13 protein-coding genes are annotated in these 15,714 nt (G+C 62.4%); 7 read left to right on the top strand and 6 right to left on the bottom strand.

The genetic code is table 11. The features are described from left to right. Nucleotides 1-99: 99 nt before the first annotated feature. The 5 genes from PG896_RS01655 to PG896_RS01635 all read right to left on the bottom strand — a co-directional run bounded on the left by PG896_RS01655 (nt 100) and on the right by PG896_RS01635 (nt 4,053). A complete protein-coding gene (locus PG896_RS01655; RefSeq protein ID WP_003821150.1) occupies nt 100-669 on the bottom strand; it encodes a DUF4148 domain-containing protein in 570 nt (189 codons plus the stop codon). A gap of 229 nt (nt 670-898) precedes the next feature. After that, the gene (locus PG896_RS01650) at nt 899-1,357 is read right to left on the bottom strand and encodes an ArsR/SmtB family transcription factor (RefSeq protein WP_439328552.1); all 459 of its coding nucleotides are present in this window, start codon (nt 1,355-1,357) and stop codon (nt 899-901) included. Then, the gene (locus PG896_RS01645) at nt 1,320-2,342 is read right to left on the bottom strand and encodes a cation diffusion facilitator family transporter (protein ID WP_003821153.1); all 1,023 of its coding nucleotides are present in this window, start codon (nt 2,340-2,342) and stop codon (nt 1,320-1,322) included. The genes PG896_RS01650 and PG896_RS01645 overlap by 38 nt, the downstream gene beginning before the upstream one ends. Nucleotides 2,343-2,475: 133 nt before the next feature. Continuing rightward, complete coding sequence (locus tag PG896_RS01640; RefSeq protein WP_003821155.1) at nt 2,476-3,786, bottom strand: MFS transporter; 1,311 nt, start codon at nt 3,784-3,786, stop codon at nt 2,476-2,478. A gap of 9 nt (nt 3,787-3,795) precedes the next feature. Next, on the bottom strand, nt 3,796-4,053 hold the full coding sequence (locus tag PG896_RS01635; RefSeq protein WP_003821156.1) for a metal-sensing transcriptional repressor: 258 nt from the start codon (nt 4,051-4,053) through the stop codon (nt 3,796-3,798). 399 nt (nt 4,054-4,452) lie between these two features. Between PG896_RS01635 and PG896_RS01630 the strand changes: the two genes are divergently transcribed. The 6 genes from PG896_RS01630 to lpdA all read left to right on the top strand — a co-directional run bounded on the left by PG896_RS01630 (nt 4,453) and on the right by lpdA (nt 12,507). Continuing rightward, nucleotides 4,453-5,664 carry a TolC family protein gene (locus PG896_RS01630; RefSeq protein ID WP_223656232.1) on the top strand — a complete coding sequence of 404 codons (1,212 nt, stop codon included), beginning with the start codon at nt 4,453-4,455 and terminating at the stop codon, nt 5,662-5,664. A gap of 34 nt (nt 5,665-5,698) precedes the next feature. Beyond that, nucleotides 5,699-6,250: a hypothetical protein gene (locus PG896_RS01625; protein ID WP_015912829.1), complete on the top strand. Its 552-nt coding sequence runs from the start codon at nt 5,699-5,701 to the stop codon at nt 6,248-6,250. Continuing rightward, nucleotides 6,247-7,362, top strand: coding sequence for an efflux RND transporter periplasmic adaptor subunit (locus tag PG896_RS01620; protein WP_270835327.1), 1,116 nt, complete (start codon nt 6,247-6,249; stop codon nt 7,360-7,362). The genes PG896_RS01625 and PG896_RS01620 overlap by 4 nt, the downstream gene beginning before the upstream one ends. 13 nt (nt 7,363-7,375) lie before the next feature. Further along, complete coding sequence (locus PG896_RS01615) at nt 7,376-10,522, top strand: efflux RND transporter permease subunit (RefSeq protein WP_270835326.1); 3,147 nt, start codon at nt 7,376-7,378, stop codon at nt 10,520-10,522. 53 nt (nt 10,523-10,575) lie between these two features. Further along, the gene (locus tag PG896_RS01610) at nt 10,576-10,974 is read left to right on the top strand and encodes a hypothetical protein (RefSeq protein ID WP_015912828.1); all 399 of its coding nucleotides are present in this window, start codon (nt 10,576-10,578) and stop codon (nt 10,972-10,974) included. Between the two features lie 105 nt (nt 10,975-11,079). Then, nucleotides 11,080-12,507: a dihydrolipoyl dehydrogenase gene (lpdA, locus tag PG896_RS01605; RefSeq protein ID WP_015912827.1), complete on the top strand. Its 1,428-nt coding sequence runs from the start codon at nt 11,080-11,082 to the stop codon at nt 12,505-12,507. 109 nt (nt 12,508-12,616) lie between these two features. On the opposite strand, the gene PG896_RS01600 is transcribed toward lpdA, so the two are convergent. Beyond that, nucleotides 12,617-12,973 carry an ArsR/SmtB family transcription factor gene (locus PG896_RS01600; RefSeq protein WP_015912826.1) on the bottom strand — a complete coding sequence of 119 codons (357 nt, stop codon included), beginning with the start codon at nt 12,971-12,973 and terminating at the stop codon, nt 12,617-12,619. A gap of 235 nt (nt 12,974-13,208) precedes the next feature. Between PG896_RS01600 and PG896_RS01595 the strand changes: the two genes are divergently transcribed. Continuing rightward, nucleotides 13,209-15,704 carry a heavy metal translocating P-type ATPase gene (locus tag PG896_RS01595; RefSeq protein ID WP_196739817.1) on the top strand — a complete coding sequence of 832 codons (2,496 nt, stop codon included), beginning with the start codon at nt 13,209-13,211 and terminating at the stop codon, nt 15,702-15,704. The last annotated feature ends 10 nt before the right edge of the window (nt 15,705-15,714 follow it).

Raw genomic sequence — 15,714 nt, 5'->3', positions numbered from 1 at the left:
CAAACAAATGAACACTTGTTTGTATGTTTATTCAAAAAAAAGAAAGAATCTCTTTCTGGCTGAACCATCCGACCGCTGCTTTATGCAGCTGCCATTAAGTCATTTTTTGTTGCGCAGCATCTGGTAGGTTTCAAATGCGGTGCGGTAGGCATCACTATAGGTATCAGGCGTCTGCTCACCAGCCCAGAATCCAGCCATTCCCGCAACCTGCCAATCTGCCAAATCACTCTTTACTTGAGCACGAGTCAATGCCACCGGAGCCTTGTAAGCCGCACCCAGCTTGAGCTGGAGATAGCTCTCGTAGGCTTGTTGGTAGGCTTGGGTGTGCGAAGCGGTGGTGATTCCGCGCGAGGTGAACGCGTGCATGCCGGAGATTTTCCACAGTTCCAAATCAGCCATCACTTCAGCACGAGTCTTTCCTGCTGAGGGCGCCTGATACATATCACCTTGGGTCAATTGCAAGTAGCGCTGAAAGGCAGCCTGGTATTGAGGGCTGAACGTATCCGGGCCGCTTTCGCCGCGAGACAACGCTTCCAGCCCAGATTGCCTCCAAGCAGCCAGATCCTCTTGGACCTGTTGCCGTGTCATATCTGCGGCGAACGGTTGAGCGTTTACTCCAGCAGCAAAAAGTGCGGAAAGCAGAACAGCAAAGCGAATTTTCTTGGACATGGTCAATACTCCTTGACGTTAAAAATAATGGCGTGGTCCTTACGCCTTTCGGATACCCCGTAGACAAATAATAACACACATGAAGATATGTTCAAGTGTTTATTTTTAGAGTGCTTTTTGCTTGGGGTCTTCTAGGCATTCAGCAAGGCGCGCCGGTGTCTCTCTAGATTGATAGCCAAAAAAAGCCTACCCCTTGAAGGCGTAGGCCGGCGCGCACTCACATGTTCAGTCAATCGTCGTGTCTGTCCTCCGAAATGTGAACCGCCATGTCCTGGAGTACCTGGCTGACGTGCTGGTCGGCAATGCCGTAGAAGATGTGCTTGGCTTGGCGCTCGCCGCGCACGAGGCGCGCGCCGCGCAACAGGCGCAGGTGATGGCTGACCAAGGACTGCGACAGGTCTAGCGAGCCAGCAATGTCGCCCACTGCGACCGATCCGCGCATGCACTGCAACAGGATTTTCAATCGCGATTGGTCGCCCAGCAGGCGGAAGGTCTCTGCCAGAACAGCGACGTCACTTTGCGATAGTGCGAGGACATCAGTGGTCGTGCCGTGGTTAGAGGTCGAACATTGCACAATAGCGGCGCTGGTGGTTTTGCGGGATGTCATGGATTCAAACCCTCCAGTGAACTGCGAACCGTCTAGCACGGCCTCAATGCTTGTGACCGGGAGCGGAGTGGTCATGGTCATGATTGTGCTCACTGTGGTCGTGGCCGCTGTGGTCCTGACGGCCTGTCGTGGGTTGCAGGCTGCAGATGTTCTCGTCAGCCTCCGAGTTCCAGTCGATTCCGACTGTGGCGTGTTCGATGCTGAACTGCTCTCGCAGCACCGCCTCGACGCGCTTGACCACAGCTCGCGCCTCCTCGTCCACGTTGGGTCGAACGTGTAGCGTGGCCATCGTGCGACCGGAAGTGAGTTGCCACACGTGAACATGGCTGACAGCCGCCAGGCCGGGCACAGTGCTCATCAGGCCTTGTTCCACCTTTTCCGGCGAAGCGTCCTCTGGCGCACCCTCCAACAGGATATGGATCGACTTGGCCAGGAGCTTCCAGGCGCTGCGCAGAATCAACGCCGCTACTAGAACCGACAGGATGGGGTCGATCGGAGTCCAGCCGGTGAAGTAGATGACGATCGCTGCAACGATGGCGCCGACAGAGCCGAGCAGGTCACCCATCACGTGGAGGATGGCACCTTTCACATTGACGTGATCGGTTTCGCCGCGGGTCATGATCCACAGCACGAGGACGTTGATCAGTAAGCCGAGCACGGCGACGATCATCATCGGGCCGGCGAGGATGACGGGCGGCGCCTGCAGCCGCTCCCACGCCTCGTAGGCGATCCATGCGACGATCGCGAACAGGGTCACGGCGTTCAGGAAGCCGGCGATGACCTCGAAGCGCAGGTAACCGAATGTGCGTTTGCTGTCGGCTGCGCGGCGACCGAATCGGAAGGCAGCGTAAGCCAGGGCAAGTGCCACGGCGTCGGTCAGCATGTGGCCAGCATCGGCAAGTAGGGCTAGCGAGCCCGACAGCACGCCGCCGACAGCTTCCACGAGCATGAAGCCGAAGATCAGGAAGAAGGAAACCAGAACCTTGCGCTCGTTGGCGCTCGTCACTGTGGGGGTGTGGTCGTGATCATGGTCGTGACCATGGTCATGTGCATTGGATTGGGACATGGGCGCCTCTGCTGGTTGAGTGTTTGACTATGGCGAAATATAACACATGAATATGTGTTCATGTGATATATTTTCGCTCACCCTTCTCAGCCTCCGAAGCCATGCGTTGTGATGCCGCAACGAGAAAATGTGCCTATCCTTTCGGCCAGATACGGTGCAGGTCATCCAGAATCAGCTGGTGATGGTGCCTGCCTTGGTCTGCGTGTGTGCGTAAATGAGGGTGATCCGGCGGCAAGCTGGGGTGGTCATGCGCCACGTCAGAAGGGTCGCTGGCCGGCCACAGCCAGAGCGTCAGCGCCACGCCGGCCAAGCCGACCAGGGACATGACAATGAAGGTCGATGGCAAGCCCATGACCGCGCCGAAGCGGCCGGCAAGTGGGTAGCAGATGAGCCAACAGGCGTGCGACAGCGCGAAGTGTGCCGCGAAGATCGCAGGACGGTCCTCGGCATGGGCCGAGCGGCGCAGAAGACGGCCGGATGGCGTTTGCGCCACGCTGTAGCCAAAGCCGATGATCAACCACAGCGGCAGCAACAATGCATAGCTCGGCAGCAGTGCGCCGATCCCCGTGCCCACGACCAGTACGGTAGCGCCGGTGAGCATCGCGGTTCGGTCGGCCACCTTTTCCAGTAAGGATGGCAGAACGAAGGCTGCCACCATCGAACCGCCTCCGAATGCCGCCAGTGCCGACGCCACTTCGACCTCGCCTAGGCCAAAGCGCGCCTTCACGAGAACCACCGTGTTCACGATCACCATGGCGCCCGCCGCCGAGACGGCCAAGCTGATCGCCAGCAGGCCCCGCAGGCGTGGCGTAGCGAGATAGATGCGTGTGCCGCGGGTCGTGCGATCCCAAATGCCGCGGCGCGGTCCGGGAATAGTTGTGGGCAACCGCACGCTGACCACGAGCGCGGCTGAAACGAGGAAACCGAGCACTGTTCCCGCGAACAGGTTGTGAAAGCTGATGACGGTCAGCAGCGCAGCAGCCAGCATCGGGGAAATCAGGCTTTCCAGGTCATAGGCCAGCCGGGACAGCGACAGCGCCTTCGTGTAGTCCTCTTCATCGGGAAGGATGTCCGGGATAGTGGCTTGGAAAGTCGGCGTGAAGCCGGCGGATGCCGCTTGCAGGACAAAGATCAGCAGATAGATCTGCCAGACCTCGGTGACAAAGGGCAAACAGATCGCGACAACCGCTCGTACCAGGTCCAGCGCTACGAGCAATGACCGTCGCGGGAACTGGTCGGCGAAGGCCTGTGCGACTGGAGCGACTCCCACATAGGCCAGCATCTTGATAGCCAGCGCCGACCCGAGCACCGCACCTGCATCGGCCCCGGCCAGCTCGTAGGCAAGTAGGCCGAGCGCTACCGTCATCAGGCCTGTGCCGACGAGTGCGATCACCTGCGCGGTGAACAGGTGGCGGTAGGTGCGGTTCTTTAGGACGGAGAGCATCGAGAGACCTCAGAGCAGTCTGGTTAGCGCCTTCATTTCGGCTAGAACGGAGTCCTCATCATGAGATAGGCAGTGGTCGATGTGGTCATGGATCAGGACGCGCTTGGCCGCTGTGACGGCGCTCTCCACCGCAGCGAGCTGGCGAGCGATGTCCAGGCAGGTTTCTTCTCCTTCGATCATCCCGATGACGTGTCGCAGATGACCCTCGGCGCGCTTGAGCCGTTTCACGAGATCTGGGTGGCTGGTGTGCTTGTGCATCTCTTTCATGCAGCAATCATATCCCCCCCCGGGGGATATGCTCAAGGAGTCTGCATAGCTGTTTGCGCAGTGGATTAGCCCCACCTCGCCTCTCGATGTCTTGCGCCCGACGCCCTCTCTAAGGCGATTGGTGCTCAAAGGATGTAAGGTTTTCTTTCCCATTCATATGAATAGATATACAATTGTTCATATCTAAGCCAGTGAACAGTGGCTTTTCAACGACAAGCACTTGCTCGGAAAGAGAACACCCAGCCGGGGGTAAGTACTGATGCAACACCGATGGAGAATTGAATGCTTCGCAAAGACATACGCAAGGGATGGATATGGGCGGTATCCACGCTTTGGGCCGGCACCGTGCTAGCCCAGCCAGTAGCCGCCCCTCACGTCCCATCCAGACCAGACAGCCACATGGTCGCCCAATTGTGGGAGTCAGCTTGGCAGCGGCAGCCAGAAGCCGCTGGAGAAGGCGCCTGGCAGCAGGCCGCCCAAGCACGCCAAGAGACGGCCGGCAGTTGGGTGGCAGGTCCGATGGCGCTGGAAGCCTCCACCAAAACTGATCGGTTCAACAACCGCAACGGACAGCGCGAATATGAAGTCGGGGTGGCTATTCCCCTTTGGATGCCTGGTGAGCGCGCCTCGTCGGCACGCTGGGCGGACGCGGAAAGCCTCGCGCTATCCAGCCGGATGCTGGCCGCCAAGCTACGCACGGCCGGACAGGTTCGCCAGGCATGGTGGGCATGGCAGCGTGCCCAGGCCGAATTGGTGGCGGCGCAGGATCGCACCCGCAGCGCGGACGAGTTGGCGCAAGATGTGGCTCGCCGGGTTCGCGCGGGCGACCTGGCGCAAGCCGACAGAAACCAGGCCGATGGCGCCTTGGCGTCGGCTCGTAGTGCCCTGGCCATTGCTCAGGCCGAAGAAATCACGCAGCGCGAGGCGTTGTTGGCACTGACCGGCATCGAGAGTATCCCGTCGCAGGCCGATTCCGCGCAGCCGGAGCAGTCAGGTGTCCGAGTTCAACCGGCATCGGCACAGCCGTCCGGCGCGTTGTTGGGTAACCACCCTGCGCTGCTGGAACTGCAGCACAAGGCGCTGGCGGCCCGCCGCTCTGCGGAACTGGTGTCCCATCAGAAGTACGCCAACCCCGAACTGACCCTGGCGACCACGCGGGATCGGGGCGGCTACGGCGAACGCTACAACCAGACGATCACGGTGGGTGTGCGCATTCCCTTCGGTACGGGTAGCCGTCATACCGAGCAATTGTCCAGCGCCAATGCGCAGGCACTGGAGGCTGAGTCGGCACTCGCGGCCCAGCGCACCCGGCTACTCTCGGAAATTCGAACTGCCCAATCGCGCGAACTGGCAACCAGCACCCAGATGCAGGCCGCTTCGGAGCGCCAGCGACTAGCCCAACAAACGCGCACCTTCTACCAAAAGTCGTTCGCGATGGGCGAGACGGACATGCCGACACGCCTTCGCATCGAGCAGGAGGCCACCGAGGCCGAGCGCGCGGCGCTGCTCGCCAAGGTGGAGCATGCCGCGGCCATCTCGTCCCTGTTGCAGGCACAAGGCACGCTGCCGCAGCCGACCGAGACTTTCACTGACATCTCCGGCACGCGCTGATCGGCGCGCGCTCAACCATCCTGGAACCTTAGAAATGTCGCAATCCTCTTTCTGGCGTGCAGCTGCCTTGTCCAGCCTCCTGCTTGGCAGTAGCGCAACGTGGGCCGGCGACGGCCATGACCATGGCGAAGCCGCTCCTGCCCCCGCAGCGGCCGCGCTTCCGCGCTTTGCCGCAGTTTCCGATGACTTCGAACTGGTGGGTGTGCTGAACGGCCAGCGTCTCACACTCTACCTCGACCATGCTGCCGACAACCGGCCGGTGACCGATGGCGAGCTGACCCTCGAGCTGGGTGGTCAACAGGTAAAGGTCAGCTCACACGGGGTTGGAGAGTTCGAGGCCGATCTGACTGAGCCGCTATCCGATGGCGAGACCTCAATCATGGCCACTATTACTGCGCAGGGCCAATCGGACCTGTTGACGGGCGTTCTCGATGTTCATAGCGAAGACGCCGAACACGAGCATGCCGTCGCATCCGGCCGTGTGGTCGTACTAGGTGGCGGTGCCGCAGTCCTCGGCGTCGGTGTCCTAGCGTGGGCGCTGCGCAGACGTACACGCACCAACGGTGCACTGCGAGGTGCAGCATGAAGCGCAACTTCCGTTTCCTAATGACGACGGCCATGGCGGCTGCATTGGCTCTGGCTGCTCCCGCGTTCGCTCACGACGGCCATGACCACGGCGACGAAGCGCCGGCTGCGTCTTCCAATGGCCCCCAGCGCCAGCCTGATGGCAGCGTGTTTCTTCCGAAACCGTCGCAACGTCAGATCGGTGTACGCACCCAGCTGATCAAGCAGGAGCCCTTGGCCCGCAGCCATGAACTGGCTGGCAAAGTAATCATGGACCCGACGACAGGCTGCAAGGTCCAGGCAATGGTAATGGGCCGGCTGGTGCCCGGGCCGGATGGTCTGCCGCAGATCGGCCAATCCGTGCGCAAGGGCCAGGTGCTGGCTTACATCGAACCGGCCAGCGGTGTGCTGGAGCGCTCAGGCCAGATGGCCCAGGTTGCCGAGCTGCGTGCGGGCCAAGCGCTCGCGCAGAAGCGCTTGGCCCGGCTGCGCGAGCTGTCGGAGACCGTGCCCCGCAAGGAGATCGAAGCAGCCGAAAGCGAAGTGAACAGCCTGACCGAACGCGCCCGCGCCTTGAGCGGGGGCCTCGCCGGCAGGGACGTACTGAAGGCCCCAGTCAGCGGCGTCATCGCATCCAGCCCCGCAGTTGCCGGGCAGGTCGTGGATGCGCGCGAACTGGTGTTTGAGGTGGTCGATCCGACCCAACTGCGCATCGAGGCGCTTGCCTACGATCCGGCAATGGCACAGAACCTGGCCGGTGCTGCACTCGCAGTAGGCGGTCAGAAGGTGCCGCTGAGCTTCGTCGGTGCCGCCAGCAGCCTGCGCGAGCAGGCCCTGCCCATGCTGTTCAAGGGCACCAGCGAAAGCCTCTCGCGCTTGGCGGTCGGTATGCCGGTGGTGGTCTTCGTGCAAGAGGCGACGACGGTACCTGGCTACCGCGTGCCTTCCGGTGCGCTGATGAAGAACCCTGCCAACCAGAACATCGTCTGGGTCAAAGACCAGGCCGAGCGCTTCGAGCCGCGTGTCGTGAACATCACTCCTTTGGATGGTGCATCCATCGCTGTCACTTCGGGCCTGGCGGACGGCGACCGCGTGGTTGTCGAGGGCGCGTCCCTGATCAATCAAGTTCGTTGAGGGGCACCATTCCATGTTCAAGTGGCTTCTCGAAAATAGCTTACGAAACCGGCTCCTGGTCATCATCGGGGCGCTGGTGCTGATGGCGTATGGCGCGTTCACCCTGACGCGCACGCCGGTAGATGTCTTTCCCGATCTCAACAAGCCGACCGTCACTCTCATGACGGAGGCTGGCGGCATGGCTGCCGAAGAAGTCGAGCAACTCATCACGTTCCCGCTCGAAACGGCCATGAACGGCCTGCCCAGCGTCGAAAGCGTGCGCTCGGTCTCCAGCGCCGGGCTTTCCTTCATCTACGTGACATTTGACTGGAAGACCGACATCTTCCGGGCGCGCCAGATGGTCTCCGAACGCCTGACGTCCATGGAGGAAGGGCTAGCCCCGGGCGTGACGCCCACTATGGGGCCAATCAGCTCAGTGATGGGCGAGATCATGCAGATTGCAATCCCCATCGGTGCCAAGCCCTCAGGGCAGAAGACCGCAGCCCCGCCGCTGTCGGCCATGGACACTCGCGAGTACGCGGACTGGGTGCTACGCCCCCGGCTGATGGCCATACCTGGTGTTGCCCAAGTCATCCCGATCGGAGGCGAGGTCCGTCAGTTCCAGGTCCAGCCCAACACCACGCGAATGTCAGAGCTGGGCGTGACTGCGTCCGATCTGGATGCGGCTCTCAAGGGCTTCTCCGCGAACACTTCCGGCGGCTTCCTGGAGATCAATGGCCGCGAGTACCTGATCCGCAACCTGGGCCGCACGTCCCGACTCGACGACCTGCGTAACCTGCCTCTCGCGGTGCGTGCGGGCCAACCCATCCTGCTCCACCAGGTCGCCGATGTTCAGTTTGCGCCAGCCATCAAGCGCGGCGATGCGGGCTTCGAGGGCCTGCCAGCCGTGATCCTGGGCATCCAAAAGCAGCCCACGGCCGATACGATTGCACTGACCCGCTCGATCGAGTCAGCGTTGGCGGACATGAAGGGCTCACTGCCGGCTGGCATGGCCGAGCCACAGGTGACCTTCCGACAAGCCAACTTCATCGAGGCGTCCATCAGCACGCTGCAAGGCAAGCTCATCGGCGCATCGGTCTTCGTGGCGGTGATCCTGTTCTTCTTCCTGGGCACTTTGCGCCCCCTGGTGATCGCGTTGACCGCGATTCCTGCCTCGATCTTCGTGACCGGGCTGGTGTTCCACTATTTCGGCCTATCAATCAACACCATGACGCTCGGTGGGCTGGCGATCGCCATCGGCGGTCTCGTGGACGATGCTGTGGTCGATGTGGAGAACATCATGCGGCGGCTCAAGGAGGACCGCACCCGCCACCCTGAGAACCGGCTGACGCCCCTGGTCATCGTTGCCAGGGCCTCGATGGAGGTTCGCTCGGCGATTCTCTACGCCACGATGATCATTGTGCTGGTGTTCCTGCCCCTGTTCGCGCTGCCGGGGATGGAGGGGCGCTTGTTCGTGCCGCTGGGCATCGCCTTCATCGTCTCCACGCTGGCCTCGCTGCTGGTCTCTGTGACGGTCACTCCGGTGCTTTCGTACTACCTGCTGCCCAAGATGAGGACGCTGGACCATGGCGACACTCGGCTTCTAGCCTGGTTGAAGACGCGCTATCAGGGCGGCCTGCAGCGGGTCTTGCAGCGGCCGCGTGCCGCCCTTGGCATGGCCGCTGTGGCTGTCACACTGGCTGTCGCCGCGGTGCCATTCTTCCCGACCACGTTCCTGCCCCCGTTCAATGAAGGAACGTTGCTGGTGGGCCTGCGCCTGAATCCCGGTGTGACGCTGGCCGAATCTTCGGCGCTTGCCCAGCAAGCCGAGCTGCTGGTCGCGCAGGTGCCAGAGGTGCAGCACGTGGGCCGGCGCAGCGGACGGGCCGAGCTGGACGAGCATGCCGAAGGCGTGCATGTCAGCGAGCTGGACGTGGGCCTGCTGCCCGCCTCGGAGCTAAAGCGCTCCATGGAGGAGATCACCGCCGACATCCGTTCGCGTCTGGCTCACTTGCCCGGCTCCATCGGCATTGGCCAGCCGATCTCGCACCGCATCGACCACATGTTGTCGGGGGTGCGCTCGCAGATCGCCATCAAGGTGTTCGGCGAGGACCTGGACGTCCTGCGCGGGCAGGCGGATCTGCTGCGCGCCAAGCTGGCCGGAATTCCGGGGCTTGCTGACCTGGAGATCGAAAAGCAGGTCCTAGCGCCGCAGATCAAAATCCGCGTGGATTATGCGGCGGCGGGACGCTACGGCGTGGCCGCACCGCAAATTCTGTCCACGCTGCAAAGCCTGGTCGAAGGCGAAAAGATCACCGAGGTCATCGAGGGCAACCGCCGCTTCGCGCTGGTGGTTCGCCTGCCCGAGCAGGCGCGGTCGATTGAGGGCTTGAGCCGCATCCTCATCGACACGCCCATGGGTCGGGTCCCGTTGTCGCGCCTTGCCACCATCGAAGACAGCGACGGCCCCAACCAGGTCAGCCGCGACGATGGCCGTCGACGCATAGTTTTGTCGGCCAACGCTCAGGGACGGCCGCTGTCCGAAGTAGTGGCCGACATACGCAGCGTCGTCCAAGAAGTGCGCTTGCCCGAAGGCTACTTCATCACGCTGGGCGGCCAGTTCCAGGCACAAGAGGAAGCCTCGCGACTGGTGGGCCTGCTGTCCATCGTCTCCCTGACGCTCATGTTCGTGGTGTTGTACACGCGCTACAAGTCGGTCGTCCTATCAGCGCTCATCATGGTGAACATTCCATTGGCCCTGGTCGGCGCCGTGTTGGGGCTGTGGCTGTCTGGCCAGCCGTTGTCCGTGGCCGCCCTGGTCGGCTTCATCACGCTCGCGGGTATTTCTGTGCGCAACGGCATCCTGAAGGTGAGCCACTACCTCAACCTCATGCGCATGGAGGGCGAGGACTTCGACCAGAAGATGATCGTGCGTGGCTCGCTCGAACGGCTTTCCCCGGTTCTGATGACCGCGCTGGTCACGGCCTTCGCGCTGGCCCCGCTGCTGTTCGAGGCGTCCCGACCCGGTACTGAGATCCTGCACCCCGTCGCGGTGGTGATCTTCTCGGGGCTGGTCAGCTCCACGCTGCTAGACACCTTCCTTACACCCGCCATGTTCTGGCTGTTCGGCCGCAAGCCTGCCGAACGCCTGCTGGACGACCGCGACGCGGAGGCATTCTGATGCAACGCCTTCTGTCACCCGATTTCAACCACCGTAACCCTATAGGAGCTTTCATGTCTGTTCGATTTCGTTCCCTCACGGCCGGCACCGCCCTCGCCCTGGCATCCGTCACCGCCTTCGCCGCAGGCGACCATGACCACGCGCATGACCACAAGCCGCTGCATGGTGGCGTCGTGACCGAAGTCCGGGACGTGGACTACGAGTTGGTCGTTCAGCCCGCAGCAGCGCAACTCTACCTGCGCGACCACGGCAAGCAGGTCAATGTAAGCAACACCAAAGCCAAGCTCACACTGTTGACCGGCTCACAAAAGCAGGAGGTGCAACTCACGCCTGCCGCGGACGGAAGCCGCCTCGAAGGCAGCGGGACCTTCGCCGCAGCCAAGGGCACGAAGGCCGTCGTCCAAGTCGAACGTGGGGGCAATACCGCGAGCGCCCGGTTCGTTCTGCCGTAGTGTTCAACGTGATCGTCAGGGAACGAGCTGTAATCTGGCGACCACCTGACAAAAGGCGCGACATAGGCGCTCACTATTTCCTCAAAAACTTTGGAGATGTAAATCATGGAAATGCATTTCGACGTCATTGTTATCGGTGCCGGCCCAGGCGGATACATCGCGGCCATTCGCGCTGCCCAATTAGGCATGAAGGTCGCTTGTGTAGATGCCTGGAAGAACAAGGACGGAAAGCCAGCACCTGGCGGCACCTGCAACAACATCGGTTGTATCCCTTCGAAAGCGCTACTGCAGTCGTCAGAGAACTTTGAACAAGCCAAGCACCACTTTGGCACGCACGGCATCTCCACGGGTGATCTGCGCATGGATGTGACCACGATGTTGGAACGTAAGAATCAGGTCGTGAAGTCCAGCAACGAAGGCATCCTTTATCTGTTCCGCAAAAACAAGGTCCAGTTTTTCAACGGCCTGGCGTCTTTCACCAGGACTGTCGATGGTGGCTTCGAGGTGAGCGTCGCCGCCGATGAGGCTGTTACCTTGGTGGGCAAGCAGATCATCGTTGCCACAGGCTCCAACGTGCGGCCACTCCCCAACCTACCGTTCGATGAGCGGGTCGTGCTCTCCAACGACGGCGCGCTGGACATCGCGGCCGTGCCCGATCGGTTGGCCGTCATCGGTGCCGGCGTGATCGGCCTGGAGCTGGGCTCCGTTTGGCGCCGCCTGGGGGCGGATGTCACGATCCTCGAAGGCTTGCCCAGCTTCCTGCCAATCGTCGACCAAGCCATCGCCAAGGAGGCGAAGAAGGCGTTCGACAAGCAAGGCCTGAAGATCGAACTAGGTGCGAAGGTTCGCGAAGTCAATGCAACCGAGGCTGGCGTGACTATTCACTACACCGACAGCCAGGGCCAGACGCAGTCCTTGCAGGCAGACAAAGTGATCGTGGCTATCGGCCGTGTGCCCAACACCGAAGGCCTGAATCCGGCCGCCGTGGGACTCCAACTGGATGAGCGCGGCGCCGTGCTGGTGGACGATGAATGCCGCACCAGTGTGCCCGGCATCTGGGCCATCGGTGACGTGGTGCGTGGCCCGATGTTGGCGCACAAGGCGGAAGAGGAAGGTGTCGCAGTGGCCGAGCGCATTGCCGGCCAGCACGGTCACGTCGATTTCAATACGATCCCCAACGTCATCTACACCAGCCCAGAGATTGCCTGGGTAGGCCGCACCGAGCAGCAGCTCAAAGAGCAGGGCACCGCCTATCGAATCGGTTCCTTCCCGTTCATGGCCAATGGCCGCGCGCGTGCGCTGGGCGACACGCCGGGCCTCGTCAAGGTGATCGCCGATCCTGCCACTGATGAGATACTCGGCGTGCATGTGGTCGGCCCGCAGGCCAGTGAACTGGTGGCCGAGGCCGTGATCGCCATGGCGTTCAAGGCCAGCAGCGAAGACATCGCCCGCATCTGCTTTGCCCATCCGACCCTCTCCGAGACGTTCAAAGAGGCCTCGCTGGCCGTGGACAAGCGCGCGCTCAACTTCTGATTGATCGGAAGCGGCATCCAAACCACCTCACCGAACGCAGCTGCGGGCGGTGGGGCGCATATCGCCATGGAACGTAGGCCACGCCGCAACGGCATGCTATGCCCAACAGTTACTCGTCGTTGTGGTCTTCCGCGATGTGGGTGGCCATATCCAGCAGCACCTGGTTCACGTGCTTGTCCGCCACCTCATAGAAGATCTGTTTGGCTTGGCGCACGCCCTTGACCAGGCGAGCACCGCGCAGCAGCCGCAGGTGGTGGCTCACCAGCGACTGCGAGAGTTCGAGGGTTTCAGCGATGTCCCCGACCGAGGAAGAGCCTTTCATGCAGCACAGCATGATTCTCAGCCGGGACGGGTCACCCAGGAGGCGGAATGTCTCAGCCAAGATGGTCACGTCATTCTGTGACAGCGATTCCAAATCGGCGCTGGGACCCTTCGGTGGGGTACTGAATGGCTTACTTGTATTCATTTTTAAAATATTTCCTAACCTCGAATGGCTGTTTTCGCCCTTCAGAATTAACAAGGCAGCGGCCGCTTAGGCGCGCGCAGCAAAGAACCAGTGCGAGCCTGGCAGGCAAGGCCTCCGTTCCCCGTGCACCGGGTCATTTCTGAAACCTGACAGCATCCGAAAAAGCGCTTGACCTTCCCACGATGGTAAACCCTAAGCTCCCTCCATGTCGAATTTCAACTATGGGAAGCACACCATGAGCATGGCAACAACGAGTAGTGCTGGCGCCCAAGCAGCGGCAATCAGCCTGCCCATCGAGGGCATGACCTGCGCAAGCTGTGTCGGCCGAGTCGAGGCCGCCCTTGCCAAGGTCGAGGGCGTGGCAAGCGTGTCTGTCAATCTCGCCACCGAGCGAGCGGACATTCGCCTGAACCGTCCTGTCGATCGCATGGCGCTGATCCAGGCAATCGAGAAGGTAGGGTACGACGTGCCTCAGGGCACCATTGAGCTGGCGATCGGAGGCATGACCTGCGCTTCGTGCGTGGGCCGCGTCGAGAAGGCGCTCAAGGCGGTACCGGGCGTCACTGAGGCTGTGGTCAACCTGGCGACCGAGCGCGCTACCGTACGCGGTGTGGCGTCCGTGCAGGATCTGATCGCTGCTGTCGATAAGGTCGGCTACGAGGCAAGCCCGGTCGATACTGGCATGCAGGCCGACGAGGAAGCCGCCGAGAAGAAGGATGCCGAGCGCGCCGAACTCAAGCGCGACCTGACCCTGGCCGCCGTGCTGGCGCTGCCTGTGTTCGTGCTTGAGATGGGTTCGCACATGATTCCTGGCATGCACGAGTGGGTGGCTTCCACCATCGGCATCCAGCAGAGCTGGTATCTGCAGTTCGTGCTGACCCTGCTGGTGCTCGCCATTCCGGGCTGGCGCTTCTACGAGAAGGGCTTTCCGGCGCTGTTCCGCCTGGGGCCCGACATGAACTCGCTGGTCGCGGTCGGCACGGCCGCGGCCTTCGGCTATTCAATGGTCGCCACCTTCGCGCCCAGCCTGCTGCCGGCCGGCACGGTGAACGTCTATTACGAGGCGGCCGCGGTCATCGTGGCGCTGATCCTGCTGGGCCGGTTTCTTGAGGCACGGGCCAAGGGCCGCACCTCCGAGGCCATCAAGCGCCTAGTCGGCCTGCAGGCCAAGGAGGCGCATGTGCTGCGCGACGGCCGCATCGTGGACATCCCGATCAACGACGTGGCGCAGGGCGACATCGTGGAAGTGCGCCCCGGCGAGCGTGTGCCGGTCGATGGGGAGGTGACCGAGGGCCGCAGTTTCGTGGACGAGTCGATGATCACCGGCGAGCCGATTCCCGTCGAAAAGGCGGAAGGCAGCACCGTGGTCGGCGGCACCGTCAACCAGAAGGGTGCGCTGACGCTGCGCGCGACCGCCGTGGGCGGCCAGACCATGCTGGCGCAGATCATCCGCATGGTCGAGCAGGCGCAAGGTTCCAAGCTGCCAATCCAGGCCGTGGTGGACAAGGTGACGCTGTGGTTCGTGCCCGCCGTCATGCTGGCCGCCGTGCTGACCTTCCTGGTTTGGCTGGTGTTCGGCCCGTCGCCCGCGCTGTCCTTCGCGCTGGTCAATGCCGTGGCGGTGCTGATCATTGCCTGCCCGTGTGCCATGGGCCTGGCGACGCCGACCTCCATCATGGTCGGCACGGGCCGAGGCGCCGAGATGGGCGTGCTGTTCCGCAAGGGTGAAGCCCTGCAACTGCTCAAGGACGCCAAGGTGGTGGCTGTGGACAAGACTGGCACGCTGACCGAGGGTCGCCCGGTCCTGACCGACCTGGAGATTGCCGACGGGTTTGACCGCAACCAGGTGCTGGCGAAGGTCGCCGCTGTCGAATCGCGCTCGGAGCATCCGATCGCACGCGCCATCGTCGAGTCAGCCGTGGAAGGTGGCATCGCGCTGCCGACGATGACAGACTTCGATTCGGTCACGGGCATGGGCGTGCGCGCCACCGTGGACGGCGCGCGTATCGAGGTCGGTGCCGATCGCTTCATGCGTGAACTGGGGTTGGATGTGGGCGGCTTCGCTCGCACGGCGGAGCGCCTGGGTAACGAAGGCAAGTCGCCGCTGTACGCCGCGATCGACGGCCGGCTGGCCGCTATCATCGCCGTCGCCGATCCGATCAAGTCCAGCACGCCCGCGGCCATTGCCGCGCTGCACCAGCTCGGCCTGAAGGTGGCGATGATCACCGGCGACAACGCGCGTACCGCGCAGGCCATTGCCAAGCAACTGGGCATCGACGAGGTGGTGGCCGAAGTGCTGCCAGAGGGCAAGGTCGAAGCCGTGCGCCGGTTGAAGGCCAGCCACGGCCAGATCGCCTACGTGGGCGACGGCATTAACGACGCCCCAGCGCTGGCCGAGGCAGACGTGGGCTTGGCGATAGGCACCGGCACTGACGTGGCCGTTGAATCGGCGGATGTGGTACTGATGTCGGGCAACCTGCAGGGCGTGCCCAATGCCATCGCGCTGTCCAAGGCGACCATCGGCAACATCCGCCAGAACCTGTTCTGGGCATTTGGCTACAACACGGCCCTGATCCCGGTGGCCGCGGGCGTGCTGTACCCCGCCTATGGCGTCCTGTTGTCGCCGATCTTCGCGGCCGGCGCAATGGCACTGTCCAGCGTGTTCGTGCTCGGCAACGCGCTGCGTCTTCGCCGCTTCCAGCCGCCGCTGGCGGCCGACACCGCTCAATGAGAAAGGAGGA

The sequence above is a fragment of the Aeromonas sp. QDB30 genome (assembly GCF_027707645.1).
In the GTDB taxonomy this organism is placed as follows: domain Bacteria; phylum Pseudomonadota; class Gammaproteobacteria; order Enterobacterales; family Aeromonadaceae; genus Aeromonas; species Aeromonas caviae.
This window is presented reverse-complemented; position numbering and strand designations above follow the sequence as displayed.

Excerpts from the sequence above, each read along its gene's own strand:
- PG896_RS01655 (WP_003821150.1), bottom strand. The coding sequence starts at position 669 with ATGTCCAAGAAAATTCGCTTTGCTGTTCTGCTTTCCGCACTTTTTGCT.
- PG896_RS01650 (WP_439328552.1), bottom strand. The coding sequence starts at position 1,357 with ATGACCATGACCACTCCGCTCCCGGTCACAAGCATTGAGGCCGTGCTA.
- PG896_RS01645 (WP_003821153.1), bottom strand. The coding sequence starts at position 2,342 with ATGTCCCAATCCAATGCACATGACCATGGTCACGACCATGATCACGAC.
- PG896_RS01640 (WP_003821155.1), bottom strand. The coding sequence starts at position 3,786 with ATGCTCTCCGTCCTAAAGAACCGCACCTACCGCCACCTGTTCACCGCG.
- PG896_RS01635 (WP_003821156.1), bottom strand. The coding sequence starts at position 4,053 with ATGAAAGAGATGCACAAGCACACCAGCCACCCAGATCTCGTGAAACGG.
- PG896_RS01630 (WP_223656232.1), top strand. The coding sequence starts at position 4,453 with ATGGTCGCCCAATTGTGGGAGTCAGCTTGGCAGCGGCAGCCAGAAGCC.
- PG896_RS01625 (WP_015912829.1), top strand. The coding sequence starts at position 5,699 with ATGTCGCAATCCTCTTTCTGGCGTGCAGCTGCCTTGTCCAGCCTCCTG.
- PG896_RS01620 (WP_270835327.1), top strand. The coding sequence starts at position 6,247 with ATGAAGCGCAACTTCCGTTTCCTAATGACGACGGCCATGGCGGCTGCA.
- PG896_RS01615 (WP_270835326.1), top strand. The coding sequence starts at position 7,376 with ATGTTCAAGTGGCTTCTCGAAAATAGCTTACGAAACCGGCTCCTGGTC.
- PG896_RS01610 (WP_015912828.1), top strand. The coding sequence starts at position 10,576 with ATGTCTGTTCGATTTCGTTCCCTCACGGCCGGCACCGCCCTCGCCCTG.
- lpdA (WP_015912827.1), top strand. The coding sequence starts at position 11,080 with ATGGAAATGCATTTCGACGTCATTGTTATCGGTGCCGGCCCAGGCGGA.
- PG896_RS01600 (WP_015912826.1), bottom strand. The coding sequence starts at position 12,973 with ATGAATACAAGTAAGCCATTCAGTACCCCACCGAAGGGTCCCAGCGCC.
- PG896_RS01595 (WP_196739817.1), top strand. The coding sequence starts at position 13,209 with ATGAGCATGGCAACAACGAGTAGTGCTGGCGCCCAAGCAGCGGCAATC.